The organism is Paenibacillus sp. P46E, assembly GCF_001909095.1.
GTDB classification, from domain to species: Bacteria; Bacillota; Bacilli; order Paenibacillales; family Paenibacillaceae; genus Paenibacillus_AQ; species Paenibacillus_AQ helianthi.
The window spans coordinates 68,437-93,489 of the sequence record NZ_LVYZ01000046.1 but is presented as its reverse complement, the minus strand read 5'-3'; the positions used below and the strand labels follow the sequence as shown (position 1 = coordinate 93,489).

The following is a 25,053-nucleotide window of genomic DNA, read 5'->3' as shown; positions in this document are numbered from 1 at the left end:
GGCGGAGATTGACCCTAGACACAGTTTAAGAACCCGCTGGCGCAGCGATGCAGCCCGCAGGTTCTTTTTACGTCTGGATTTCTGCTATTTGAACATGCCAAAAACCCCGCATCCTCTGAATCATCAGAACATACGGGGCCAATGCTGTGTTCCTTCTATGCGTTAAAATGGAAGCGGCTCAGCAGAACCTCGCCGCTAAAGATCATATACACATCCGTGTTTCCTGCTCTCATACTGACAGGAACGGATAGGCTTTTCCACTCCTGGAGGGTGCCGCTTGCCGGAATTACCAGCGTACCTGCCAAGTTCCCCGCCAGGCCTCCGGTTCTGATCTCCACACTGCCGCCCTTGGCGGAGGATACAAGCCCCTGGAACTCTGTTGCTCCCTGTGCGAACGCTGCATCCTTGAAGGCAATCCATGCGCCGTCCGCTGTAGGGTGAATGGATGCACCGCCTGCCTTGCATTCATCCAGAAACACTTTTTCATAGTCATCATAGTTCTCGGCTTTAACTGTATGATACAGGTCACGCGGCGGAACCGTTTCACCCTGTATTTGTACACGTCCGGTCAGCTGAATGTCGCCCGAGGAACGGCCAATTAAGATCTCGTACTCGCCGGTTTCCACACAATATTGCTCCCGCGTCACATCCCAGAACGCCAGCTCGGCCACCGGTACAGTAAATGCCACCGTCTGTGTTTGTCCGGTTGCAAGATGAATCTTCTCGAAACCCTTAAGCTGCTTCAGAGGACGCTTCACCCGGGAGGACAAGGCGTGAATGTAGAACTGAACTACCTCGTCACTTGCTACAGACCCTGTATTCTCAACGTCTACTGTCAGTTTAATGGTTCCATCCTGCTTCAAAAACTCGTCCGCCAGCGACAGCTTGCGGTACGCCACCTGTGCATAGCTTAAGCCATGTCCGAACGGATACAGCGGCTCGCCGTCAAAGTACATGTAGGTTCTTTTGCCTTTGATAATATCGTAATCCATCAGATCAGGAAGCTGATCCACGGAACGGTACCAGGTCATATTGAGCTTCCCTGACGGGCTGTAGTCGCCGAACAGGACATCTGCCACTGCATTGCCGAGCTCCTGCCCGCTGTGGGAGGTGTACAGGACGGCCGGAATATTCTCATCTATCCATGTCGAAGAGATCGGGTAGCTTCCCACAATTACTACTACAGTATTGGGATTTGCCTCGTATACTGCCTTGACTAGACGTTCCTGCTCTTCAGGCAACACAATATCCGGTCTGTCGATTTCTTCTTTGCCGTTCAAAAGCGGATGGTTTCCGACAAACACGACGGCGACCTCTGCGGACTTGGCAGCTTGGACTGCCGCTTCCACGCCATTCACAATGACGGTCTTGTTAAATTCACGTGCCTGGGCAACAGCATCCTGATCACCAACCTCGAGTGTGCCATCCTCTGCATTGATAGAGATCAGCTTGTCATTCCAGGTGCGCAGGCTCACGGCCCCCCCGTCCTCCGGCACCAGATTCAGTGATTCCTTCACGTACCAGCCATAAATTTCATCTGCAGAAGCTGTCAAAATACCCGAGTCGTTCAGTGTAACATACTGTCCCCGGCTTGTTGCTTCCAGCGTATGGGCGGTCCAGCCCCAGGCCGTATGGCGGAACAATTCCCCACGCTCCGGTACATCATGCAAGACAGCCAATCTTCCGTCTTCGCCGGTCATTCCTACTGCCTTGCCGCTAGCTGCCGAGGTCAGAATAATGCGGTCATCCCCGCTCTCAAAAGCAACCTGCTTCCCGGCCAGCTTCTTCGTCACACCCTGCAGCGGAGTCACACCGTAAGCCAACGTACCAGAGTACCAGTCTCTGAAAGCTTCATCCGCCAGAGGCCCGATAAGTGCGACCTGGGATAGCTCAGTCTTGCTGAGCGGAAGGGTGTTATTTTCATTTTTCAGCAATACGATAGACTGCTTCGCAGCTTCCAGGGACAGCTCGCTGTGTTTCTTGCTGAGAATCACAGAATCATCAATGGCCGTATACGGATTGCCTTCCTCGGGATCGAATTCGCCTAGACGGAAACGGACGCGGAACGTATTGAAAAGCGCGCGGTCCAGATCCGCCTCGGTCAGCAGTCCTTCATTCAACGCCTGGTGAATGACCTTAATCGTCTCTTCCGTTTCTTCGGTCACACTGTCGATGCCGTTCTTAATCGATTCCGCCATGGACTGGGCGAACGATTCATAATACTTATGATCCTTCACAATCCCGAACAAATCTCCGGCATCGCTTACAATGAAGCCGTCCATTTCCCATTCGCCCTTCACAATCTCCATGACTGCCGGATGCAGGATTACTGGTACGCCATTCACCGAGTTGTACGCCGTCATCATCGACTGCGCGCCGCCTTCCTTGAAGGCGGGCTTGAAGGCTTCCAGATAATACTCACGCATATTGCGCGGATCTATGCTGGAGGAAGCCACTCCACGGTCAATCTCATTGTTATTGCCGAGGAAATGCTTAAGCGTTGCTACCGCTTTCAAATACTTGGGATGATCGCCTTGAATCCCCTTCACGAGCGAGGTACTTAGACGGCCAGTCAGTTTCGGATCTTCACCATAGGCTTCTTCCGTTCTGCCCCAGCGCGGATCACGCTCCATATCCACTGTAGGCGCCCATAAAGTCAGGCCGTTAACCGTCGGATTTTTCCGGTAAAAAGCTCTGGCTTCATCGCCGATCGCTTCACCGATCTTTTGCAGCAGCTCCGGGTTCCATGTGCAGGCCAGTCCGCTCGGCTGCGGAAAAGAAGTCGCTTTGCCCAGCCAGGAAATACCGTGTGCCCCTTCCGTACCATGCTTATAGCCGCCTACTCCTAAACGTTCAATAGCTGCTTGATATTGGGGCATCAGGCTCACCTTTTCATCCAGCGTTAGTCTGGAGAGCAGGTCCTGTACACGTTCATTCAGCTGCAATTCAATTTGTTGAAAGGGTAATGTTGCGGATTCCATTGAGATGACACTCCTTTTGATCTTTATGATAACGGTTTCAACTATCCTCCCCATCATAAAAGATTCCCGCAGAGAGCAACACCTGAATAATTGACATAAAAATCAGTTCATAATTAGAGATTCGGGTAGGGGACCCGCCCCCCCGCTCAATTCGTCAGAAACTTCCGCGCATCCGGCGAGACGCCGGAGAGGTTCTGGTCTCCGCTGGTGATGACATAGGTACCTTCCAGAATCGTCTCAGGCGGACGGCCCCGTACCTCCTTAGGCGTGACGCCGTATCTGGCTTTGAACACCTTGTGAAAATAAGAATACGTGCCGAACCCGCAGCTTCCGGCGATATTCTCCAGCCCCAAGTCGGTATAGCGGATGCGCTCCAGAGCGTTGGACAGCCTAATTTCCTGGGTGTAGTGAATAATCGTATACCCTGTAAGCTTTTTGAACAGGTGCACAGCGCGGGAGACACTAAGCCCGGCCGCCGCTGCAACCTCCTCCACCCGCAGCGGGCGCAAGGCATGCTCGTTGATATACCGCTGCATCAGCAGTACCATTTCATTGGAACGCACCAGCGGGTCCTGGCGGGAAACGGCCTCCTCCGAGAGGCGGTCGAGCGACAAGCATAAGGCGCACAGCAGATGCCGGATCAGCTCGGGATTGCCTTGTACAATCCGGTGCTGCTCGATGCTCAACTGCTGCCATAAGGAGAGCATTCCGGCATCCAGATGAATCCGCTGTTGGATCGGGCGGGGCCGGGTCTTCCACCACTGTTCGATCCACGAACCTTCGCAGAGCAGATAATAATCCCCGCTCTCAATATTCCCGTCCATGGCCTCAACCTCTAAATGATAAAGCTCACCAGGGGGATAGATCAGCAGATCGCCGGGCTCAATGACTTCCATTTTCCCTTTGACCAGCGCTCTGCAGCTGCCCATTACCTGTAGCCGAAACAGAAAAAAGGGCGGCGGTGTAAAGGATGTTTTGAAGGGAAGGGTATGAAAAGAGTACGCGCAGGCATGCAGCTTCAAGTCCATATTCTCACCGTCCCAGCCAAATAGTAGAGGTTTTCGAGCAGATAAAACATTCTTTAATCATCAACAATTATCTATACTATAACCAAATGAAAGATAAAGCTGCAAGCTGATTCTGAAGGAGACATTCCCGCCCTTATGTTGAACCGAACACGCAATCTTCTCCTGATCTCAGGTTATCCTGTATTTTTGATCTGCATGATGCTGCAAGGGATGGCTATATCCATTAGCTCCCCATTTTTGGCTGTCTATTTTACAACTAAGCTGGGGGTATCGGCAGCTACTTTTGGTGTTTTTACGGCAATAACCATCATAAGCGGCGTATGGCTCAGCATGTCGATTGCCAAACGCTCGGACAGCGGGCTGAACCGCAAAAAACTGATGGTCACCGCCATGTTTTTCAATGCGCTAGCTTTTTCCGGATACCTCATTATTCATGAGTTTTATGGACTACTGTTGTTTATGACCGTATTCACGGCTCTCGGTGCCCCGGCCATGCCCCAGCTCTTCGCCAGTGCACGGGAGGCTGTCAATGCCAGTAAGTCTGCGGATCATGCCTTAGCCAATTCAACGCTTCGCTCGATGTTTTCGCTGGGTTTTATCGTCGGTCCGCTGGTGGGCTCGGTTCTTATCCATTATTTCGGATTCCAGGGCATCTTCATGAGCACCACGCTGATTTTTATCTTGAATGCTATGTTAGCTCTTTTCTTCATAAAAACTCCTGCCGTCCCGCCAAAAACCGTCAGCCAGAAGCCCAAGCCCGTAAGTCTGCATCAGAATCCCCGGATTCTGGTCCCTTTTCTGGTGCTGACGCTGCTATATTCCGGGCATTGGATCAACAATCTGAACATCTCCCTGTTCATTACGGATACGCTTGGCGGGGATATGCAGAATGTCGCTTCGGTATCCAGTATTTGCGCACTGCTTGAGATCCCACTGATGCTTGTACTGGGGCTATTATCCGCCAAATATTCGGCCCGGCTGCTCATGGTCTGGGGGATTGCGCTGGGTGCAGCTTATTACATCGTCGTGCTGTTCTCAACTTCATTGTGGCAGATTCTCGCCGGACAGGTACTGCTGGCCTTCTTCGTAGCTGTTATCTCCGCTATCGGCATCAGCTATATTCAAGATTTGCTTCCCGATTTGCCAGGATATGCTTCAACACTGTATACGAATTCAACGACGATCGGAAGGCTGTTAGGAAGTCTGGCCGGAGGCGCAGCAGCACAGTGGTTCGGATACAGGAATGCCTATTGGGTATGTCTGCTGCTGGCCCTGCTCTCTCTGGCTTTGCTTGCACTCCCTCAACGTTTAGCGGCAGAAGAGGGAACCCGCTCTACCAGCATCACATAACAGGAGGAACCTGCGATGAAAATTATACTTGTTGACGACAACCCTATTGTGCGCACTGAGCTCAAACTGATGCTGGAGCAACTGCCTTTTGAATATGAAGCGATTCTGGAAGCGTCCTGTGATTCGCGGGCCATCCGGCTGATCGAACAGCATGAACCGGATCTTATTGTGACGGATGCCAAGCTACTGATCAGCGAAGCCAGTGCGATAGAACGTGTGAATGGAAATCAGCCTCAGTGCAAGATTGTTGTGACCAGCAGCCACGAATTTGTCCTGGATGCCTTTTGCAAAGGCGGCATGGATGCTCTGCTGAAACCTGTTGCCAAGGAAGAGCTGATGTACGTATTGCTTAGAGCGGCAAGCGCTACGGGGCATGAGAGTATGTATGATGAGCAGACTGGGGTTGCTCCGGCGGGGTAGTTTTTGTACGAAGAATAAGGCTACATGAAGAACTCTGCGTGAGATTCCTTAGACATTTCCAATAAAACAACTCCGATAATGAACAGGTTAATAATTATCAAACCAATAGTCTGGAATCTCCAATTTTTACGGGTGAATAATCGAGTGAATAGAAACCCCAGTGAGATTCCTTCCCCTATTAAATTCATGGGTAACAGTACAATAGTCATAAGAGCCAATGACAGAATATATTCCGATATCATTCTTCCTATAACCAATAATCCAATCAGACCCAAAACATGCACCCAAGGCCACAGGACCAAGATTGTACTAATCTTGTTGGAATCCTTAATTATAAATCCCAGAGTGACTCCAATACCCGCCAGCAGAACAAGAAACGAAATTGAAGCCTCTTAGGCACGCTCTCGTGGCTAAATACCCGCCCATCAAATTCCTCAAAAACACTGCGTCCGGTCTTATAACTGCATACGGATAAAACCGCAAGAACAAAGACAAGAATAATTTTCGGGAATCGTGCCATGCTCCATCCTAATAGCCCGCGCCCCCCTGATCCAGTAATTCCCAAATAATATCATTGGCTGAAGTCTGGTATAAATGAATAGCTACAGTTTTCGGGAAATCAATAAAACCAGAATAGGAAAAGACCGCTACCTCCCGGCAGCGGTCAAACCTTTTATTGATTTTATCGAACAGCGGCAGGCTCCATGCTAATTCAGCAGGTTCAGCTCCCGTGCCCGGGCAACAGCCTGCGCACGGCGCTTCGCGCCAAGTTTGCCGTATAACCGGAATACATGGCTTTTTACCGTTCCTTCGGTGATTCCAAAGCGGGTGGCAATTTCCTTATTGGAGAGTCCATCAGATAGCGAGCACAGGATCTCATGTTCCCGGAGCGTCAGCGGTTCCATTAACGGTTCAGCCTGCGCTGCAGCTAGCAGATCCAGCGGATGCTCACCAGACAAACCGGGTATTAAACGATCCGCTTGCGGCTCAGACCCGGTTGCCCCCGCTGTGGAAGGACCCGCCGGACGGGAATCTTCAAGGGCCTGCTGATATACCATCCGGGTAATCATAAAATCAAGCAAGGTTTGCAGCTCATCCGTAAAGGCTCCGGCCATCAGATGATTCTCCAAATATACAACAGACCTCTCCACTCCCCCAGGGAAGAAAACAGGCAGACATAAAACGGATAAGGACTGATTACCCATGATATATGGATCAGCTGCATAGGAACTGACTGAAGCATTAGTAAGCAATACCGGCTCACCCGTCCTCATTACGTAGCGAACCACTGATTCTGCATATCTGTCTTGCGGATTCTCCGCTGAGCCGCTTCGGGCAACAATTATATATTCTTCCTCACGGCTGCCAAAAATATATCCTTTCACCGCTCCCGAATAGCGGAGCGCCGACTCCAGTAAGCTGTTGAGCCTGTCTCTCCAGTCCGAGTGGACTGCTCTTTCAGCAGAGCTGGACATTTGCCGGAACAGCTCTTTTCCGTTGTCTGAATACACCGCTCTTTCAGCGGGTGCTATGGCCGCACCTACTACCAGCTGCTCCATGGTCCTCCCGGCTGCCGGTAACTTCAAATCCGGGTATGCCTTTCCAAGCTGAGTCACCTTGGCGGCAGCCCCCCAGTGCAGATAGGCCATGCAGGCATCCTGTAACAATCCGTCAGCTCCCGTGACCGTTCCGGCCGCCCGGTAAAATGCTGATGCCCTTTCGCAGGATATACCCTCCAATAGCCCGTTCTTTTCTTGACGTGCAGCTGCAATAGCCTGTTCATAGCCCTTGGCTGCTTCGGTGTGATTCCCGTTCAAATGCTGCATTTCCGCCTTGATCAGTAAATAAGCGGAATATCCCTGACCGAAGTAGCCTGTCCATGATCTCATCCCATGCCATTGCTTACGGAGCTTGCTGCGGATATCCCTGCGTTTTGCCGGAGGAGACTCTGCATACAGCGCAGCAAGCGCTAAGGACTGATACACATGCTGCTTGCGTACCTGCATCCGGGTCTGCCGGAAGGTATTGAAGCTCCCCTCCTGTGCCCAGGCCAGCGCATCCTGGAAACGACCTTCGAGATAGGCGATTTCCATTTGACAAGTGCAGATGTAGAACACTTCGTTATTCAGCACTTTACTGGAACGGCTGCTATGGACGGGAACCGGAGATTCATCACCTTCAGCAGCCAGTCCCTGCAGACGGGCCACGTATGCTTTGGAGATCTGGAAGATATTCAGGGTGACCGTATCCACCAGCTTGCCTGCAAGGCCCTCATATTCTGTAATCAACGCAGATAATGCAGCCGGACCTCCGGTATGGTTCGTCACCGAGGTTAGCATGGCAATACTTACAAACGGTAAATTGGCTGCTTCCATTCCATGCTTCACCGACTGCCGGAAATGATGCAGCCCCTCCTTCGGTTGATGCTTCAATAAGGCCAGCCCCATGATATAATCCAATCTGCATCTTAAGTCCACGCTTTCAAAAGAAGAAGCAAGCTGTATAGCTTCTTCAATATAAAAAGCACCGGTTTGTGCAAAAGATAATTTATTCCGCATGAGCACTAAACCGTAACCGGCCAGAATATAGGCAAATGCTTCATTGTTCCCCCGGCTTAGCCCAAACCGTACAAACCGGGAAAAGAGTACAGCCGCTAAAGACAGGCTTAAGGTAAAGGCGGAGCTCGCAATCGACATCACCAACTCAGACAATGCTATATAATGAGGTTCCCGGTTGACAGGAAGACGCTTTAGCACATTGCGGTGCTGATATAAGACTTTTTGCGTCAATGCCACCTCCGTTATCACAGCTGCGGAAGTGGGTTTCACTGGCAGCTTCCAGCCCCACTCCGCCAGTGCCTGCCGTCCAACCTGCACGGCCTGTTCATCTTTCTTCAGATAGGCACACATGGCGATCCGGATGCGGTAGATTCGGGATCGCTCGAGCAGTTCTGTCGTAGCGGCCAGTAGCCGTTCGAGCCGCACGGCTGCACGCTCGGTGTAGCCGCACATATATTCACATTCAGGCAGTTCCAGCAGCAGCCTGTAAGCAAGCGACCCGGGAACGGCTTCCTCCTCCCCGAGCAGATGTAGTCCCGTCTCCAGAAAATACAGCGCTGATGCAAACGCCGTAGTCGCCTTCGACTTCATTCCGGCATGCAGGTTCAAAGCGGCAAGCCCGTTTCTTTCGGTCTCATCTTCCATTTTCACAGCGCCCAAATTCAAGTGGTGTACCCGCTCAAAAACAGAATACGCTATCCCGCCCATATCTTTACTCATGCTGCGTCCAATTGCCAAATGCAGGCCTGCCTGCTCCGTGACCGGTATGATGCTGTATACGACTTCCTGCACCCGGTCATGTAGAAAAGTATATACAGAATCATCCGTGCCTCCCGGTTCAGCATCCTTCTCCAGGTTAATCAAACCCTCTGCCTCCGCAATGCGCAGCAGAGACAGCGTATCTTCCACGGTATAACCGCTCATTGCAGAAATTGCCGACACGCGGAAGCGGTGACCCAAGGCTGCGGCTATCCCCAAAAGACCGATGGTGTCCCCGGGAAGCTGCCGGATGCGCGCCTCCAGGAAATGCAGGAGTCCCGGCGCTTCCGGCAGCTCTGCAATGGCTTCGGTATCCCAGACCCAAAAGGCCTGCTCCTCGTCATAGTACAGCTTGTGCTCACGGTACAGATTGTCCATCAGCCTGTGAAGGTACAGCGGATCACCTGCGGTCCGGTGATACACGAGCTCTGCAAGCTGCCGGATGCGTGAAGTGTTTTCCTTCAATAGCTGGGAGAGAAACTGTCTTACATCTTCGTATATCAGGGCTTCCAATTGAATATGCCGGATATGCAGCGGTCTGTCCTGTTGCTTCGGGGATAATACCTCATCCAGCCAAATAGCAGAGGCGGGGTACCCGTCCAGACTATTCAACCGTTCTTCAATCGTTTCCGAGCGAAAGGTTCCAATTACCATTAACCCGTGCATTGCCAAATCTTCAGCAAGGATATACAGGAAATCAAGTGTATCCGGATCAGCCCACTGCAGATCATCCAGGAATAATACGAGCGGCCGTTCCTTACTGGCAAAAGCGCCGATAAACATGGGGAGCAGACGGCGGAAACGGACAGCAGCCTCCACTGGCGGAAGCGCTTCTGCCTGAAATACCCCTCCAAACAGCCCGGCAGCATCAGGAAGGAATTCGGTGATAACACCCGCTCCCTGGCCCATGGTCTCTCTCAACTGAATGCCCAGCTCCGCTGCCCTATCCGGTGTTTCGCTCCATACTTGTTGCAGGAGTCCGCGAAGAGCCTGTAAAATCGGGGCATAAGGCATCTCCCGGTTCATTGGATCGCATTTGCCTGTGACAAAGCGGCCCCCTTCACGGAGTACTGAAATATATAACTCCTCGATCAGCGCCGTCTTTCCGCTCCCTGAGCGGCCAGTCACCAGTACAAATGCCGAGCCTCCGCCGCAAGTCTGCTCATAAGCAGCATGCAGCTGCTTCGCCTCCAGCTCCCGCCCATACAACAGCTTCGGCAGCCGGAACCGGCTGGCACGGTCGGCCAGCCCAATCTCAAAAGGAAGGAGTTCGCCGGTCTCTTCGTACGCGGCAACACACTGCCGTATATCGGCAAGCAGTCCATAAGCGCTCTGGTAGCGCATTTCCGGTGACTTGCTCATAAGCCTCGCGATGATGTCCTCCAAAGGACCCGCCAGCTCAGGCCGGTACTCATGCAGCGGTCCGGGGATGGCGGCCATATGCAAATGAACCCAATCCTCCCGGTGCTCCGCCTGAAAGGGCAGGCGACCGGCAAGCATCTCGTAGAAGATCACACCAAGCGCATACAGGTCACTGCGTTCATCCGGCTTATACTCCATCCTGCCCAACTGTTCAGGGGCCAGATAGGCGTAATCCGCGTTTCCGTTCTCGATTAGAAAAGCCTCTCTTAAGTCCAGGGCCAAACGGACCGAGGACGGATTTAGGCGGCCAATCATTCTACTCTGATGATGAATCGTCCGGACCATCTTCGCTAATGCTTCAGCACTGTATAGAAAGGAGGATATCTCCATAATGGTACCTTCTATTATTTTAGCCAGCTTGAACCCTTCTTCGATTGGCATTCTGTCATTCCCCCAAGTAGTCCATACGTCGCTCCCGCAAACATAACAAAGTAAGTAATTATACCTATTCTAGCATTTAATAAAAATTTAACGAGCCTTTTTTAAACAGGAAGTTGCAGGATAATCCACAATGGGGGTATAACGCATAGCAGCGGTTCTCCAGTGAAGGGAGAACCGCTGCTATGCTGATCTTTGGCATATTCCGTTAGAAGTAGAACTATTTATGCTCCTCCTGCCCGCCTGGCTTCATCTTCAGCTTGCGGTAGTCACCCGGAGTCACCCCTACCACCCGTTTGAACACCCGTCCAAAGGTGATAGAGTTGGCATAGCCCAGCTTCTGTCCGATATCCTGCAGATTGTCGCTGGTAGTGGCCAGTAAATATTCCGCCCGCTGCATCCGCAGCTGGGTCAGAAAATCCACAAATTTCATGTCAAATTCCTCTTTGAACAGATGGCTTGCGTATTTGCCTGAAATCTGGAACCGGTCGCTCAGATGCTTGAGCGATAAGTCAGGATTGTCAAAATTCTCTTCAATATATACCTTCATCTCGCTGATCATCGCACGGTAGCTTTTAGACTCATTGACCGAAACATAGATGCGGTAAATCTCCGCGAGCCATTTCAGCATGACGGAATGGACCTGTTTCAAAGTCGTTTCCGCTTCGATTTCGCTGTAATACCCCTGCAGGCTCGGCTCGCTGAAGATTCTCTTCAGGCTGTCCGAGAGCTGTCCCAGCTCCCGGTCAAGCATTTGGATCAAGGTATGAAGCATCATATGAATCTCTTCGTCCTTTACCTGATCTTCGCTGAACCAGACGAACAGTTCATCCAGCCTCTGCCGCCAATTTTCGTCCGCAATGCGGAACTCCCGCACAATCTCACCCAGCATCTGCAGATATTTATAGGACTGCAGCGTGGAACGGTCCGGCAGGTTATCACTTAGCACCACCCTGTCCTTGCCAAGCGACAGCTTGTGCTGCAGTGCCATATCGGCCGCAGAGGAGGACTTGGGAATTGCTGAAAGTTCATCTACCACAGGACCGATCCCGATGGCCAGCGAGAGTCCCAGGTTGTCACTGACCCATCGCAGGCAGCGCTCCGCAAGGTTCCGCAAACGGATCTTGTCTATTGTGGAGTGATCGCCGGCGCTGACCATCAGCCCAATCCGGTTGCTGCTGACCCATTCGCCCCAGCCTTCGAGCCCTTCTTCTCCAGCAAGCTCCTGAAACAGATTCATGAGTGTCAGCTTGAGCAGATTCTGATCTTTGGCAGGATATTTATGGCGGAAATCATCGTATTGATTGATTTCTGCCGCAATGTAGGCAAATTGCATGATTGCCCCGCTGAACGGGCTGAAGCGTTCCAGCCTGTCCTCCAGGGAGGCAATCTGTTCCCCCTCCAGCAGATCCAGGAACAGCTGGCGGCGCTGGACCAGCAGATTCTCATCATGCTGTTTTTGATAATCCATGGTCTGATGGATCAGGGTTTCGAGGGCCTGGTCTATCATCACCAGTTCGTTCCTTGAGGTGACATCCATCCCCTCTTCCCGGAACTGCAGCGCCTGAATCCGGTTCATCATCGCCTGGATCGGACGATAGTTTTTGCGGGTAATATACAGGATGTACAAGGTCCCCAGCACTACAGTCAGAACGCCGATAATGATCCAGATATATGAAACTACCGACATCCAGGCGAACAGCTCACCGGCAAGGATGCCGCTCTCGAAGGTCCAGCCCACATTACCGGCAGGTATCCGGGTGAGAACACTGCTGCTCAGGATTTCCTTTTCCCCGTGAGCCGTATAGACAAGCTGGCCTTGATCATTGACCACACGCATGAAAGACACCTTGCTGTTCGTCATATCATCAATCATCCGTTCGATCCGGTACATGCTGAGATTGACAACAATGACACCTTCGGAGCCAAAAGGAAGCGGCAGCTTCTTGTACATACTGATGACTTGTGAGGTTGGATCGGAGCTGAACAGCCGATGGCTGCGCACATCACTCCACTCGCCGGTGCCCGCCTTGGTCAGTGCCTGGTTCAGGTAATCCCGGTCTGCAAAAACATCGCTGTCCACCAGCCCGTTCAGGGTAAGCACCTTCCGGTCGAGCTCCCTGTAAATATAGATGGAGTCAATCAGCTGATTACGGTAAATCATGCCCCGCATATCCTTCACGGTATTATACAGCCGGGTCCGGTCTCCCTGATCACTCTCCCCGCTTAGATAATATCCGTAATCATGATTCGTCTCCATCTCTTGCAGCACAGCCAGTTCCACTTCGCTTAAGGCATTCTGTACAGAATCGACAACGTAGCCGGTAGAGATACGGTTGGCCTTTTCGGTCTCACTGCGTGAAAGCTCGCCTACAATGAGAAAGGAGAGAAAGATGAGAATCGATACGGTCAGCAGAAATATAGGGAAGTAAGAGAACATCATCCTGCTGGACCAATTTCGCTTCATATGAACCCCCCCTCTTCACTTGAATACCCGAGAGATGCATCAGGAGCTTGGCTATTTACAAGTTCGGTGACACTCTCGCAATTCTGTTAATCCAATATAACATGCCCGCTCCGATTAGTGCACTGACTGTACAAGCCAGGTACATCACCTGGGGTCCTCCTGTACTATACAAATATCCGTTCAGCAGGTTGCCCACAATTCCCCCAAGACCTGAAAAGACCATATTAAATACGCTTTGCCCGGTAGCCTGCATTTTCTTACCTGCTGCGTTCGCCACATATTCAACCGCAGCGACATAGAACAAGCCGAAGGACAAGCCGTGCAGCACTTGAATGCCAATCATAACCACAGGAATCGGGAACAGCCATTGAATAGCCCACCGGAGTGCGTAGAAAAAAGCGGCCAGGAGCAACGTACGTTCATACCCGATCCGGCGGAGGATTTTGGCAGCAAGCAGCATGGAAGGGATATTGGTTAAGGAAGCCAGCAAGAGTGCGGTGCCGACCATCGAATAGCTGCCTCCGGCATCCTGAAAGGCCAGAACGAAAAAGGAGTTATAGGCGGTAAGCGTCTGATTGACAAAAAAGCAGGCCACCAGAAACATCACGAACAGGCGGTTCCCCAACAGTTCCTTAAGTCCCTGGGACAACGAAATCGTGGTTGCATTGTTCTCCGTGGTGCGGGGTAAGCTCAATACAGTGACAGCGCCTGCGACGCTGAGCACCAGAAATGGCATCCACAGCTGTGTAATCCCGAACTTTGACAGATAGAATCCCGCGGCATAGCCGCCCAGCGCTGTACCCAGGCTGCCCATCATGCGGATCGAACCATAGGAGGTCCTCGCCTTGCGCGCTGCCGAAACAGCATAAGAATCGGCAATCGGGCTTTGCGTAGCCTGAAAGACTATGGACAGGATATACACCATCACGATCACTAAAAAATACTTAAAGCTATACAAAAAAGAAAGGCAGGCCGGTACAGAGATGCTGAGAATAAGTACCAGCTTCGTCTGCCGGTAACGGTCCACCAACATGCCCCATACAGGCTGCACCAAAATGGATAACAGCGTTCCTATCGACATTAGTGCGCCAACCACTTCTGCCCCTACCCCCTGATGAACAAACAGGGTTGTCAAATACGGATTGAACAATCCACCCGCGAGGCCTGACAACAAATACACCATACGGAGCTTAATCAGCTCCATTCTGGCTTCCACAGATATTATCGCCGCGTTCTCCATGCTGCATTCTTCCTTTATTGTAGTATTCGCAAAAGATAGACCTCCCGCCTGGCTTGAGGTCTATCCTGATGGTTTTATGGAGTGAGCGGGTCCAGCTGCAGTGTGAAATTCATATGCGAGTCCCCGTCTTCTGGACGGTACAAATAGATAATCTCCAGCAGCTTTGCTTCCTGATCCCAGTTAATCACAGGGTCTGGAGCGGTCGCAGACACCTTGCAGCCCAGATTAGGCAGCGCCCAGATATCAGGGGTAATCTCCGTCAATGCAGGGGAAAGTCCAGGTCCGCTGATTTCGAAATAAACCTCAATCTCCACGTCTGTACTCAGTTGAACGTCTACCGAAAGCCAATCCTTCTGAACCGCCGCCTCAAAAATCATTCCCCGCAAATGGCTGTTCCAGCTTTTGCCCTTCTCCCGGCGTAGCAGCCGCAGGTAGCATTTCTCCCCGTCAGCATTCATCCAGTGGATGGTCGCCGGGTGCATCTGTCCGTTCGTGTTCCGGCTGCCGGACATCGCTCCGAGCATCCGCTTGCTTTCAATCCAGGCAGCTGCAGTGCACAAATTGCGGTTCTCCCCGGGTTTATCCCGTTCACAGAGCTCCCGGAACTGTCTTTCGGTCCGGCGGTCTCCGGCATGCATCTTGAACTGCGGCAGCAATTCTTCCGGAAGGTCCACACCCACCATTGCAATCAGCGGGTCATGGCTGGTCTCGCAGTTCACCGCAGTCATATATTCATAGCCCTTGCCCAGCGCCAGATACAGGAAAACACCGATAGAGCTGTGGCCGACCAGTTCCATCTCATAGGCCCGCCCGAAGGGGCCGGACAGATTCTCCAGAACCGGATTATAGAACTGTGCAATATTCGCCCAGAGTCCATGCTCAAGCTTGCCTCCGGTCTCGCGGATGACAGCAGTCTTGCCGTACACCCTCCACATCCCCAGCACGGTCAGATCGACACCGTAATAGGTAGTCGTATTGAACTCCGCCAGCGAGCTGAATTCCCCGTAAGCAGCCAGCATATCTGCCGCTTCCCGGTCCGCGTGCCCCATCCAGGCAGCATCCGCAAAGCGGTATCCGTAGTAGTGGGTGATGAAGATATGCATCAGCACGATATTGGAGTTCATGGGAATGGCATCGGAGAACCGGCGGTCAATCGAAGCACCCACGGCTTTCCGCATCGATTCATCCATACGGCGGACCAGGGCCGTAGGCATCAGAGCCTCGAATTCATCCAGAATCACCGCAAAGGTGCAGGCAATGAATTCACGCCAGTTCGGATCATAGCTTTTCCATACCGGCGGCAGCACCTCATCTACCGCGTTCCGTAAGGCTTGTCGGATTGCCTTATCCTCCAGACCAGCCGCTGCCAAATTTCCTTGCCCGGCCAATTGGCCGGTTAGTTTCTTGCCAACCTTCTCCACCGTCTCACTCAGAAAAAAGGCGAAGCCTGGCGCGAACTTTTTCCAGTCATAGTTGCCTGCAGGGGGTGAGGCCGCCTCTGGTGAAGTGCGGAAGGTACCGTGGTAGATTTCATCCGGACAGTCGAACTGCAGATCCATCACCCGTTCCAGTACGCCATATGCCCGCTCTGCATCACCAGACGCATTTCGGATCAGCAAAGCCAGTGCATAATGTCCGCTGCTGCGGGTATTGTGTTTGTCCGGCTCTTCTTCGTCCCGGAGCAGCTCCATTGCTCCGTCATAGAGCGGGTCCATCATTTCAAGAGATTGAACCAGCAGGAACCGCTGCTGATCGCTAAGCCGTTCGATCATAGCTTCAGTCATGTTGTGTTCCTCCTTCGCTTTAGCCTTTGACTGCACCGACCATCATTCCGCTGATGAAGTAGCGCTGCAGGAACGGATAGACGATTAGAATCGGAAGGGTTGTGAAAATAACGCTCGCTGCCTTCAGGCTCTCCGGCATCAGCTTGTTCATGCCAAGACCTTCCTGCTGCATCAAATCGCTGACCTGATTATTCTGAATCATCTGGTACAGCTTAAGCTGCAGCGGATAAAGGTCCGTATTATTAATGTACATCAAGGCATCCTGGAATCCATTCCAGCGGCCTACGGCATAGAACAGACTCAATGTAGCCAGCGCTGGAAGCGACAAGGGAAGGATAATGCGGAACAAGGTTCCCAGATGGGTAGTCCCGTCAATCTCCGCCGCTTCTTCCAAGCTTTTAGGAATGCCGTTCAGGAACGAGATCAGAATGATCATATAGAAGGGACTGATCAGACCCGGCAGCACCAGCGCCCAGACGGTATCCAGCAGATGGAGATTACGGACCAGAATGTAGTCGGGAATAAGACCGCCGCTGAAGAACATCGTAACGACAATAATCAGCATGAACCATTTTCGTCCCCGCAGATCCCTTTTGGAGAGCGAGTACGCAACGGCTATCGTCATGGCCATAGACAGTGCTGTAGCCAGAATGGTCAGAAAGATCGTGAAACCAAGGGAACGGATCATGGACATATCGGAGAACACCTGGGTGTACGCTTCAAAGCTGATTTCCCTGGGGAAAAAGCTGACCAGTCCCGCCATAATCGGACGGCTGGAGCTTAAGGATATCGCAATAATATGAATAAATGGCATTAGGCATAGGATCACAACGAACGTGATTAGAAGGATATTAAAGACATCAAATATCCGGTTAGCTGCGCGTTCACTCATTTTTTTCTCCCCCTCATTCTCTGTTTATTCAAATATAAGAAAGTATAAGTTTCACACTATACTTTATCCTTATATTTCTCGCTGAAACGAATACCGTCCTTTTATGGACGGTGTAGGCGTTTCTACTTGCGGCTCTGGACTAGAGTATGCTCTCATCCGCCAGTTTCTTGGATGCATAGTTCGATGCGAGCAGGAAGATCAATCCTACCAGTGCTTGGAACAGGCCTACCGCTGTTGCCAGTGAAATTTGGCCGGACTCGATACCCACACGGTATACAAAGGTACTGAGCACCTCGGAATAATCCCGGACAGCGACATTCCCGATAATGAACGGACGGTCGAAACCGATGGAGATCATGTTGCCCAGATTGATGATGAGCAGCGTAGCGATGGTGGTTTTGATACCTGGTAAGGAGATATGCAGAATTTTATTGAACCGGCTGGCTCCGTCTACCTCTGCTGCCTCGAACAGCTCTTTGTTGATACCGGTCAGTGCCGCCAGATACAGAATGGTTCCCCAGCCCGCGCTCTGCCATACGCCGATTAGAAGGTAGGTGACGAGCCAATAGTTTTTGTCTGATAGAAAAGGAATGGCATCCAGACCCATACCGGTCAGCAGATTGTTAATGAACCCCGATTGGGTCCCGAACACCTGCAGTACAATGCCTCCGATAATCACCCAGGAAATAAAGTGGGGGACATACAGGATCGTCTGGGCTAGCTTTTTGAACCAGGTTATTCTGAGCTCATAGAGCATGATAGCCAGAATCAGAGGTGCAGGAAACGAAACGATCAGATCCAGCAGATTGAGCATCAGCGTATTGCGCAGCGCCTTGAAGAAGTTGTTGTTCTGGAACACTTCCCGGAATACATCCAGGCCTACCCATTTACTGCCGCCAATCCCCTGAAAGAAGTTAAAGTCCTTAAAAGCGATCTGCACCCCATACATGGGTCCATATTTAAAGATGATGAAGTAAATGACCGGCAGCAAAAGCAAAACATACAACTGCCAGTGTCTGCGTAAATAAACTGAATTCCTCACAGTCTTCACTCTCCCTCTTCCGTCCTGCGGCAACGGATGGCAGGGAAGCCGGAAACGGCTCCCTCTACCGGTACTTCGCCGTCATTCAGCTTATTTTATTTGGAGCTCATTTCTTTGTAAGCTGCAGTGCGTTCGTCCAGAATGGCCTGGCCGCCGCTAGCCATGTAATCTTTAATCATAGAATCATAATTGCTGTCGAATTGATCCGGTTTGATCATAGTCATTTTCACGATAATTTCCTGGAACTTGTCAGCCAGTGCCGTGCCGTATTTCGCTTCCGCTTCGATTGGGTGATCGAATTTCACAGGCTGAATATTGTCTGTATTGGAGATTTCCACTGACTTCTTCATATCTGCCTGGTATTTCTCCGGAGTCTGTGCGATATAAGCTGCTTCATTCTTGGCATCGTCTCCGGCATATTTACCATTAACGATGATGGCAAGGTCACCGAAGTTGTAGATCCGGTCCATAGCTTCCTGAGTCGCATCCGGTTTCACTACAGGCACTCCGTCTACAAGCGTATAGTTCTCATTCTCTACACCGAACTGCATGTCGAAGAGGTTCGTGCCTGAAGCCATCCAATCGAGATATTTCAATGCGGCTTCAGCATTTTTGCTGGATTTCGGGATCATGACGTACATCGCATTTGGCGCATAAGCCGGCTTGGCATGTTTGCCCTCCGAGTTAGTAAATGCATCAACAGGTGTGATCACTGCGCCAGGCACATTGGCCTGCAGATTTTCGTACCCGCCATTTGCTGAGAAGTACAATTCACCTGCATCCTCTGTATAGAAGCCAAGCAGACCGTTCTGCAAATTCTGCCATAGCTGCTTCTTGTCTTTATCAAGACCGAAATCCTTACTGATGAGACCTTCATTGTACAGCTTGTTCATGAATTTCAGGCCATCCTTGAAGCCCGGAAGCAGCGTTGGATAATCATTGGAGCCAAGCTGCTGGGTCAAGGTATACTTCTGCTCATCGGTGAGCGGCTGGATGAAGGACCAGAGAAGCGGCTCATATTGGGCGGAAGCCAGACTCACACCAAATGGAATCACCTTACCTCCGGTATTGCCCGGGTCTTTATCCTTAAAAGCTTTGAGTGTCTTATAGAGCTCATCTGTTGTCTGCGGCACCGGCAAGCCAAGCTTGTCCAGCCAATCCTGGCGGATGTAACCGGCGTATTTGCCCAGTACAAGTCTTCTGCCCGGAAGCGCGAATTGTTGTCCTTTATATTGTCCGTAGGCTAACGTGTCCTCGCCCAGAAATTTCTTAAGGTTCGGAGCATTCTTATCCAGCAAGTCCGTAAGATCTGTCAAACCACCCTGCTCAGCATACCGGTTGAATGTTCCTGAATCGTAGGTGAATACAATGTCCGGCACTTCACTTTGGCTGGCCATCAGTACATTCAGCTTCTGAATTTCTTCCGAACGCGGCACCGGCACGAACTGGACATCAATATTGTTCGGCTTGCCAAAACGTTCCTGCACCAGCTTTGTCAAATAACTGTCGGTGATGGTGTAGCCGGCGGGTGAGTTCCCCCGGTCGAACAACTCTACTTTTAATGTAGTAGGCTTGGATGATTCTGACGCCGCATTCCCGCTGGCTGAATCCTCCTTGGAAGAACATGCGGATAATAGCATAGAGGAGATTAATACGACCGCCACTGTGGGACCTGCCCATTTCTTAGACCATCTTGTTGTCATTCTCTCATCACCTTTCCCCTTTTGATGTTATTTAACATGTCATCGAATGTTTAACCACTGCTTCTCGGCCCCTTCGATGTCACCTAGTATTACATAAGAATACAAATACGCACAATAAACCATTTTCTGTTGATAAATACGAAGATGATGGCGCTATTTATGTAGGGAAACATAACAAGTAAACAATAATCGTTAAAGTAAACTGCATTCCGCACACCAAAGGATGCACGTCCCGCCTGTACTTCCCCCTATTGTGTGCCCGCTCTGGCGTACTTATGCCAGTGATGTAAGGTATTTGCCCGCCCCGTCCCATTAGTTTACACAGTTCAGGCCTTGGGGAGCAAAAAAAAGACGCTCCCGGCATCAGGCCCGGGAACGTCTGCAGCACATATTTCTATTGGCGCGCGCAAATCTTTTAGAATGAAAACTTCTGTCCAACAAAAAAGCCAATGGATACAAACAAAACTGTCCAGACAGCGGCTCCGATACAGCATAATAAAAAATACTTTTTAAACGGCATCGTCGTAATTCCTGATATGTATCCGGCTGCATGTCTTACTCCTGGAATGAAATAAGAAAAAAAGATTGTCCAGACCCCATATTTTGCGAACCATCTTTTTACCTTCCGATATCGTTTGGGAGTCAATCCAACCCATTTACCGCATTTGTGAATAATGCTGTAACCCAGCTTTCTTCCAATGGTATAGCTGATGGTCATCCCTGCTACGGACCCAATAAAACTAAACAGAATCACAAGCAAGTAATTCAACACATGTACAGAAGCTAAGTAACCAACAAACACCATTAGTGTCTCATCGGGTACGGGAAGACCTACTATTCCGAGTGCGAGCAAAACTACGATTGCCGCATAACCGAATTGAGAGATGAATTCCGTAACCATCTCCATGATTTCACTTCCTAACCGTTATCTTTTTTAATGATGGAAACCGGATCCGGCTAATCATTAACAAAGAAAGGGCACCAATTAATGCAATAATCACAGCAGGCTCCATATGATGATTGGGAACAGAAAAGAACGATAGAATCACTCCGGCCGCTGTAATCGGCAATCCTGTAAATTCCGTACTGGAGGCTGATACATTAAATCGGGCTAATCGGAGAGCACCACAAATGATAAATACAATGGCCGCAGCCCCGCCTCCCCCATGCAAATCGCCTGACTGGTGCAGCAGAATCAGAAAAACAGGCGCAGCCCCAAATGAAATCAGATCTGCCAATGAATCAAGCTGCTTACCGAATTCACTCGGACAATTCATTAATCTGGCTAACAGACCGTCAAGCACATCAAAAAAGGCTGCCAGCAGAATCAGAAAAAATGCAATCTTATAATAGGCTTCAATCGTAAATATCAACGAAGCTGCTCCAGCTCCTAAATTGAATACAGTGCAAATCGAGGGTATCCATTTCCATATCATGATGATCTACTCCTTCTAAGAACCTTACTTATCTCCAAACTCTTGATGAAACTTATATCCTGCACCGATGACCGTACGAATATAACTTGATTCATACCCAAGCTTCGCTCTCAATTTCTTAATATGGGAATCCACAACCCGAGAATCCCCATCAAAATCTATGCCCCATACCCGATTAATGATCGCCTCTCTGGAAATCACCACATTCTCATTATTCATAAGCAGCAATAACAGCTCATATTCTTTCGGTGCCAACTCAACCTCTCTGCCATCCACCTCCAGTTTGCGGGCTAACGTATTTAACATTGCGGACCCAAATTTCATCATATGACCTTGCGGCTTATAATTTTCAGTTGCACGTTTCATAAGCGAGTTCGCTCTAGCGATAAGCACCTTGGGACTAAACGGTTTGGTCACATAATCATCGGCTCCAAGCTCAAAGCCATGCACCTTATCATGATCGGCTGATTTAGCTGTGAGTATGATGATGGGCACTCCTGAGCGGCTGCGAACTTTCCGGCATACTTCAAAGCCATTCATCTTAGGCATCATTACATCGAGAATTATTAAATCCGGGTAGAACGAATCGAAATCATCTAACGCATCCTTTCCGTTCTCTGCTTCAATAACCTCCCAGCCATCCTGAATGAAATAGTCTGATATAATTTCCCTGATTCGGGTCTCATCTTCAACAATAAGAACTTTCTTGCTCATCGCATTCCCTACTTTCAATCTTGTGACTAACGTTTAATTGCTGAAATGGATGATAAAACGGACCCCATTCTGCAAATTTTCTACTCTGTAGCCGAAGCCGTGCATGCCCAAAATCTGACCGGCAATCGAAAGGCCCAGCCCTGTACCGCCGGTCTTGCGGCTGCGTGAAGGCTCACCCCGGTAAAACCGTTCCCAAATCAGATTGAGCTGATCTTCTGGTATGGTCTCGCCAATATTATCAACATAGAGCTTAGTACTGGTGTCGCTGTGAATTTTGATGGTAATCACACTACCTTCTTCGGCATGACGAATGGCGTTCATAATCAAGTTGATAATGACTTGTTCCATCCATTCCAGATCAGCCAGTACATGCAGTTCATTCACAGGCACAACTATAATCTCCAGTTCCTTCTCCTTAAGTAAATACACCAGCTTGTCAGCAACCTTCTCCACCAGTTCACTAAGCAAAAACATCCGTTTCCTCAGCACTATGGTTCCTGACTCCAGCCTCGCCAAATCCAGCATATCCTTAATTAGCATCTCCATCTTACCCGCTTCTTCGATAATGACTGACATATAGTGCTCGCGTTTATTTACATTCACTCCATCCTGTAAGCCTTCCGCGAAGCTTTTGACAATACTCAGAGGCGTCTTTAATTCGTGCGAAGCGTTGGCAAAAAAACTCTGCTGGAGCACTTCGAGTCTCTGTTTCTGCTCAATATCCTCTAGCAATTTGACATTGGCGTCCTTCAGTTCACTTAGCGCACTGTCCAGTTTCTGCGACATCAACAGCATACTGTTCGACAGGCTGCCTAACTCGTCATTTTGACGAATGGGGGATACCGCCGTAAAGTCGAAGTTAAGCATCCTCTTCGCCATCTGATTCAGGGCGATCAGCGGTTTGGTTACTATTTTTGAGAAGAACAGGGATAAGATAAGGATCAGTAAGAAGCCCCCAATTCCCAAATAGATATAGAATTCACGAAGTGCATCATTGGTATCGCTAATTTCCTGGATAGAGGTAACCGAGAACAGGATTTCCAGCTCTCCATTATTTTTTAACAGAGGCTGCAAAATGATAACATTGTTCGTTCCACTCCAGGATTCAAACCATGGGAACTGTTGCATCTCCATATGGTTCAGCCGATTTTTTAATTCACCGGATAACGGGAATGTCTCGGACAACGCCTGCATGAGCAGACCCTGCCGCTGATTCCAGATTTTAAAGTAAGGCAGCTCAATATTGCTTACCGTCCCTGACACCTCAGAGGAAACCTCTCCCTCATACTCACCGATTACTTTAGAATGCGGTATGTACATTTTTTCGGGATAGAGCACGCTGGTATTCTCTTTCCCCCGTTTCTCTACCTCACCCCAGAGCGTGATCCGATCCCCTTTCTGAATATTCGCAGCTCTGAACTGATCTCCATACAGAGTCATAAACAGGGATAAAGAGACCATCATTTTCTGACCGTCATCCTGCGTGATAAGCATATGGTAAGGATCATCAACGACCACTTTTCCATCAATATCTATGATTGCCAGTTGGCTTCTGTTCCGGGTCATGAATTTGACTATTTCACGGGTGAGCTGATCGGAGCTCCAATCCTTACGGGTATAATCAGAGGCAAACTTCGCCAGATGCTGTTCCACCTTATTTAATTTGTGATTCTCGTAAAAATCATTAAAGAGCAGCAGTTGCGAGAGAATGATCATCATATAAAAAAAGGCAAAAAACAAAACAGTTATCATAAAGAGTTTGAACGTAATACTCTTGTTTTTCATAAATTCTCCTTGTACTTCAACTCTATAAATCTATTATACCTAATTGGTTTGTTCGCTATGTGTCCAAAATAAAAAGCCCTTCAGAATCGTTTGAAGGACTTCTTCCCACTATTTCGCACCCTTTTTGGAGCGTTCCACAAGATCGACGTCGGACAATTCAAAGATAGATTTAAGCAGTTACTTTGGCCTACACCACTTTTACCCGAAAGGCATCAATACTGACTTGATTCCCGTTCATCGTCAAAGCTGCATCGTAATATCCCCGGTCCCCGTTCGGCTTGCATTTATAATCCCCCGAGCATCCGCAGACGAAAAACTTGGTGGTGGCAAATCCAGGGTAGATATGGTCAAGCTTCCGGTAAAATAAATGTCCATGATGCGTAAAAATGGCGAGCACCCTGTTTCTTGCTTTTGGAGGGATGGCCATGAAAAACTTGCTGGTTTCCGACTGGCTCAGTACATGGCTCGGCTCCACAGTAATCCCGGCAATCTTCAAAGGCCAATGAAAATCAATCACATAAAAGTGCTTGTCATCCAGCTTATTCAGCAGCGCCAGGCTCGCCGAACTGAACTGGCCTAACGCGCAATTGAGCCACACGTACTTCACTTTGCCTTGCGTTCCCGGAAAGTTCATTTGTCCGGACACAGCGCCCAAATATTTGGTGAATAGCGGCCGGGTACTCGCCTCCCAATTGCCTATGGATGCTTTGTAAGGAATACTGCCAAGCGTGCTTAATACTGTGTTCTTGAAGTCCTTGTAATACGCATCCGCATGATTCCCATGATCCGCCCCCGCCTGGGCATTGTCGCCGCCGAATATCACAAATCCCGGTTTTACACCGCTGACCGCTTTCGGCAAAAGGTTCTTAAATATGCCGGAGCTATTCCCATATCCCACATGACTGTCCCCGATCACCGCAAACCGGATAACCTGGGCTTTGGCCGAGGGACCGGCTGCCCGCTTACTCACAGTTCTGGAGGGAAGAACTCTTGCGGGGGCCGGTGAAGCCTTCTTTTTCATCATGTCTCGCCTCTCTCGAATGGTTTAGTCAGATATAATAGTATTTATATTCAATACTGAATTACATATCTTG

At 50.0% G+C, this 25,053-nt stretch carries 16 protein-coding genes; 2 read left to right on the top strand and 14 right to left on the bottom strand.

Translation table 11 applies throughout. The annotated features are described in order from the left end of the window. Nucleotides 1-155: 155 nt before the first annotated feature. A complete protein-coding gene (locus A3849_RS17720) occupies nt 156-2,981 on the bottom strand; it encodes a glycoside hydrolase family 3 protein (RefSeq protein ID WP_074112612.1) in 2,826 nt (941 codons plus the stop codon). A gap of 146 nt (nt 2,982-3,127) precedes the next feature. Next, entirely contained in the window at nt 3,128-4,009 is an 882-nt protein-coding gene (locus tag A3849_RS17715) for a helix-turn-helix domain-containing protein (protein WP_074112611.1), read from the bottom strand. Between the two features lie 135 nt (nt 4,010-4,144). Between A3849_RS17715 and A3849_RS17710 the strand changes: the two genes are divergently transcribed. Further along, nucleotides 4,145-5,359 carry a sugar efflux transporter gene (locus tag A3849_RS17710; protein WP_074112610.1) on the top strand — a complete coding sequence of 405 codons (1,215 nt, stop codon included), beginning with the start codon at nt 4,145-4,147 and terminating at the stop codon, nt 5,357-5,359. A 15-nt stretch (nt 5,360-5,374) separates the two neighbouring features. After that, the gene (locus A3849_RS17705; RefSeq protein WP_074112609.1) at nt 5,375-5,779 is read left to right on the top strand and encodes a LytR/AlgR family response regulator transcription factor; all 405 of its coding nucleotides are present in this window, start codon (nt 5,375-5,377) and stop codon (nt 5,777-5,779) included. A gap of 707 nt (nt 5,780-6,486) precedes the next feature. Here A3849_RS17705 and A3849_RS17695 read toward each other — a convergent pair. The 12 genes from A3849_RS17695 to A3849_RS17640 form a co-directional block, all read right to left on the bottom strand. Beyond that, nucleotides 6,487-10,899, bottom strand: a complete 4,413-nt coding sequence (locus A3849_RS17695; protein WP_074112607.1) for an AAA family ATPase — start codon at nt 10,897-10,899, stop codon at nt 6,487-6,489. Nucleotides 10,900-11,116: 217 nt separating this feature from the next. After that, nucleotides 11,117-13,363, bottom strand: coding sequence for an AraC family transcriptional regulator (locus A3849_RS17690; RefSeq protein ID WP_074112606.1), 2,247 nt, complete (start codon nt 13,361-13,363; stop codon nt 11,117-11,119). A 55-nt stretch (nt 13,364-13,418) separates the two neighbouring features. After that, entirely contained in the window at nt 13,419-14,603 is a 1,185-nt protein-coding gene (locus A3849_RS17685; RefSeq protein WP_074112605.1) for an MFS transporter, read from the bottom strand. 74 nt (nt 14,604-14,677) lie between these two features. Continuing rightward, a complete protein-coding gene (locus tag A3849_RS17680) occupies nt 14,678-16,387 on the bottom strand; it encodes a hypothetical protein (protein WP_074112604.1) in 1,710 nt (569 codons plus the stop codon). A gap of 19 nt (nt 16,388-16,406) precedes the next feature. Next, nucleotides 16,407-17,279: a carbohydrate ABC transporter permease gene (locus tag A3849_RS17675; protein ID WP_074087085.1), complete on the bottom strand. Its 873-nt coding sequence runs from the start codon at nt 17,277-17,279 to the stop codon at nt 16,407-16,409. 139 nt (nt 17,280-17,418) lie between these two features. Continuing rightward, on the bottom strand, nt 17,419-18,321 hold the full coding sequence (locus A3849_RS17670; protein ID WP_074112603.1) for an ABC transporter permease: 903 nt from the start codon (nt 18,319-18,321) through the stop codon (nt 17,419-17,421). 95 nt (nt 18,322-18,416) lie between these two features. After that, entirely contained in the window at nt 18,417-20,024 is a 1,608-nt protein-coding gene (locus tag A3849_RS17665; RefSeq protein ID WP_074112602.1) for an extracellular solute-binding protein, read from the bottom strand. Between the two features lie 415 nt (nt 20,025-20,439). Next, nucleotides 20,440-20,931, bottom strand: coding sequence for a DedA family protein (locus A3849_RS17660; protein ID WP_074112601.1), 492 nt, complete (start codon nt 20,929-20,931; stop codon nt 20,440-20,442). A 4-nt stretch (nt 20,932-20,935) separates the two neighbouring features. Then, nucleotides 20,936-21,460: a CDP-diacylglycerol--serine O-phosphatidyltransferase gene (gene pssA, locus A3849_RS17655; protein ID WP_074112600.1), complete on the bottom strand. Its 525-nt coding sequence runs from the start codon at nt 21,458-21,460 to the stop codon at nt 20,936-20,938. A gap of 24 nt (nt 21,461-21,484) precedes the next feature. After that, on the bottom strand, nt 21,485-22,174 hold the full coding sequence (locus A3849_RS17650) for a response regulator transcription factor (RefSeq protein ID WP_074112599.1): 690 nt from the start codon (nt 22,172-22,174) through the stop codon (nt 21,485-21,487). A gap of 33 nt (nt 22,175-22,207) precedes the next feature. Then, nucleotides 22,208-23,959 (bottom strand): sensor histidine kinase, encoded by a 1,752-nt coding sequence (locus A3849_RS17645; RefSeq protein ID WP_074112598.1) that lies wholly within the window; start codon nt 23,957-23,959, stop codon nt 22,208-22,210. Between the two features lie 187 nt (nt 23,960-24,146). Next, nucleotides 24,147-24,983: a metallophosphoesterase family protein gene (locus A3849_RS17640; RefSeq protein WP_256700812.1), complete on the bottom strand. Its 837-nt coding sequence runs from the start codon at nt 24,981-24,983 to the stop codon at nt 24,147-24,149. Nucleotides 24,984-25,053 lie beyond the last annotated feature (70 nt).

Excerpts from the sequence above, each read along its gene's own strand:
- A3849_RS17720 (WP_074112612.1), bottom strand. The coding sequence starts at position 2,981 with ATGGAATCCGCAACATTACCCTTTCAACAAATTGAATTGCAGCTGAAT.
- A3849_RS17715 (WP_074112611.1), bottom strand. The coding sequence starts at position 4,009 with ATGGACTTGAAGCTGCATGCCTGCGCGTACTCTTTTCATACCCTTCCC.
- A3849_RS17710 (WP_074112610.1), top strand. The coding sequence starts at position 4,145 with ATGTTGAACCGAACACGCAATCTTCTCCTGATCTCAGGTTATCCTGTA.
- A3849_RS17705 (WP_074112609.1), top strand. The coding sequence starts at position 5,375 with ATGAAAATTATACTTGTTGACGACAACCCTATTGTGCGCACTGAGCTC.
- A3849_RS17695 (WP_074112607.1), bottom strand. The coding sequence starts at position 10,899 with ATGCCAATCGAAGAAGGGTTCAAGCTGGCTAAAATAATAGAAGGTACC.
- A3849_RS17690 (WP_074112606.1), bottom strand. The coding sequence starts at position 13,363 with ATGAAGCGAAATTGGTCCAGCAGGATGATGTTCTCTTACTTCCCTATA.
- A3849_RS17685 (WP_074112605.1), bottom strand. The coding sequence starts at position 14,603 with ATGGAGAACGCGGCGATAATATCTGTGGAAGCCAGAATGGAGCTGATT.
- A3849_RS17680 (WP_074112604.1), bottom strand. The coding sequence starts at position 16,387 with ATGACTGAAGCTATGATCGAACGGCTTAGCGATCAGCAGCGGTTCCTG.
- A3849_RS17675 (WP_074087085.1), bottom strand. The coding sequence starts at position 17,279 with ATGAGTGAACGCGCAGCTAACCGGATATTTGATGTCTTTAATATCCTT.
- A3849_RS17665 (WP_074112602.1), bottom strand. The coding sequence starts at position 20,024 with ATGACAACAAGATGGTCTAAGAAATGGGCAGGTCCCACAGTGGCGGTC.
- A3849_RS17660 (WP_074112601.1), bottom strand. The coding sequence starts at position 20,931 with ATGGAGATGGTTACGGAATTCATCTCTCAATTCGGTTATGCGGCAATC.
- pssA (WP_074112600.1), bottom strand. The coding sequence starts at position 21,460 with ATGATATGGAAATGGATACCCTCGATTTGCACTGTATTCAATTTAGGA.
- A3849_RS17650 (WP_074112599.1), bottom strand. The coding sequence starts at position 22,174 with ATGAGCAAGAAAGTTCTTATTGTTGAAGATGAGACCCGAATCAGGGAA.
- A3849_RS17645 (WP_074112598.1), bottom strand. The coding sequence starts at position 23,959 with ATGAAAAACAAGAGTATTACGTTCAAACTCTTTATGATAACTGTTTTG.
- A3849_RS17640 (WP_256700812.1), bottom strand. The coding sequence starts at position 24,983 with ATGATGAAAAAGAAGGCTTCACCGGCCCCCGCAAGAGTTCTTCCCTCC.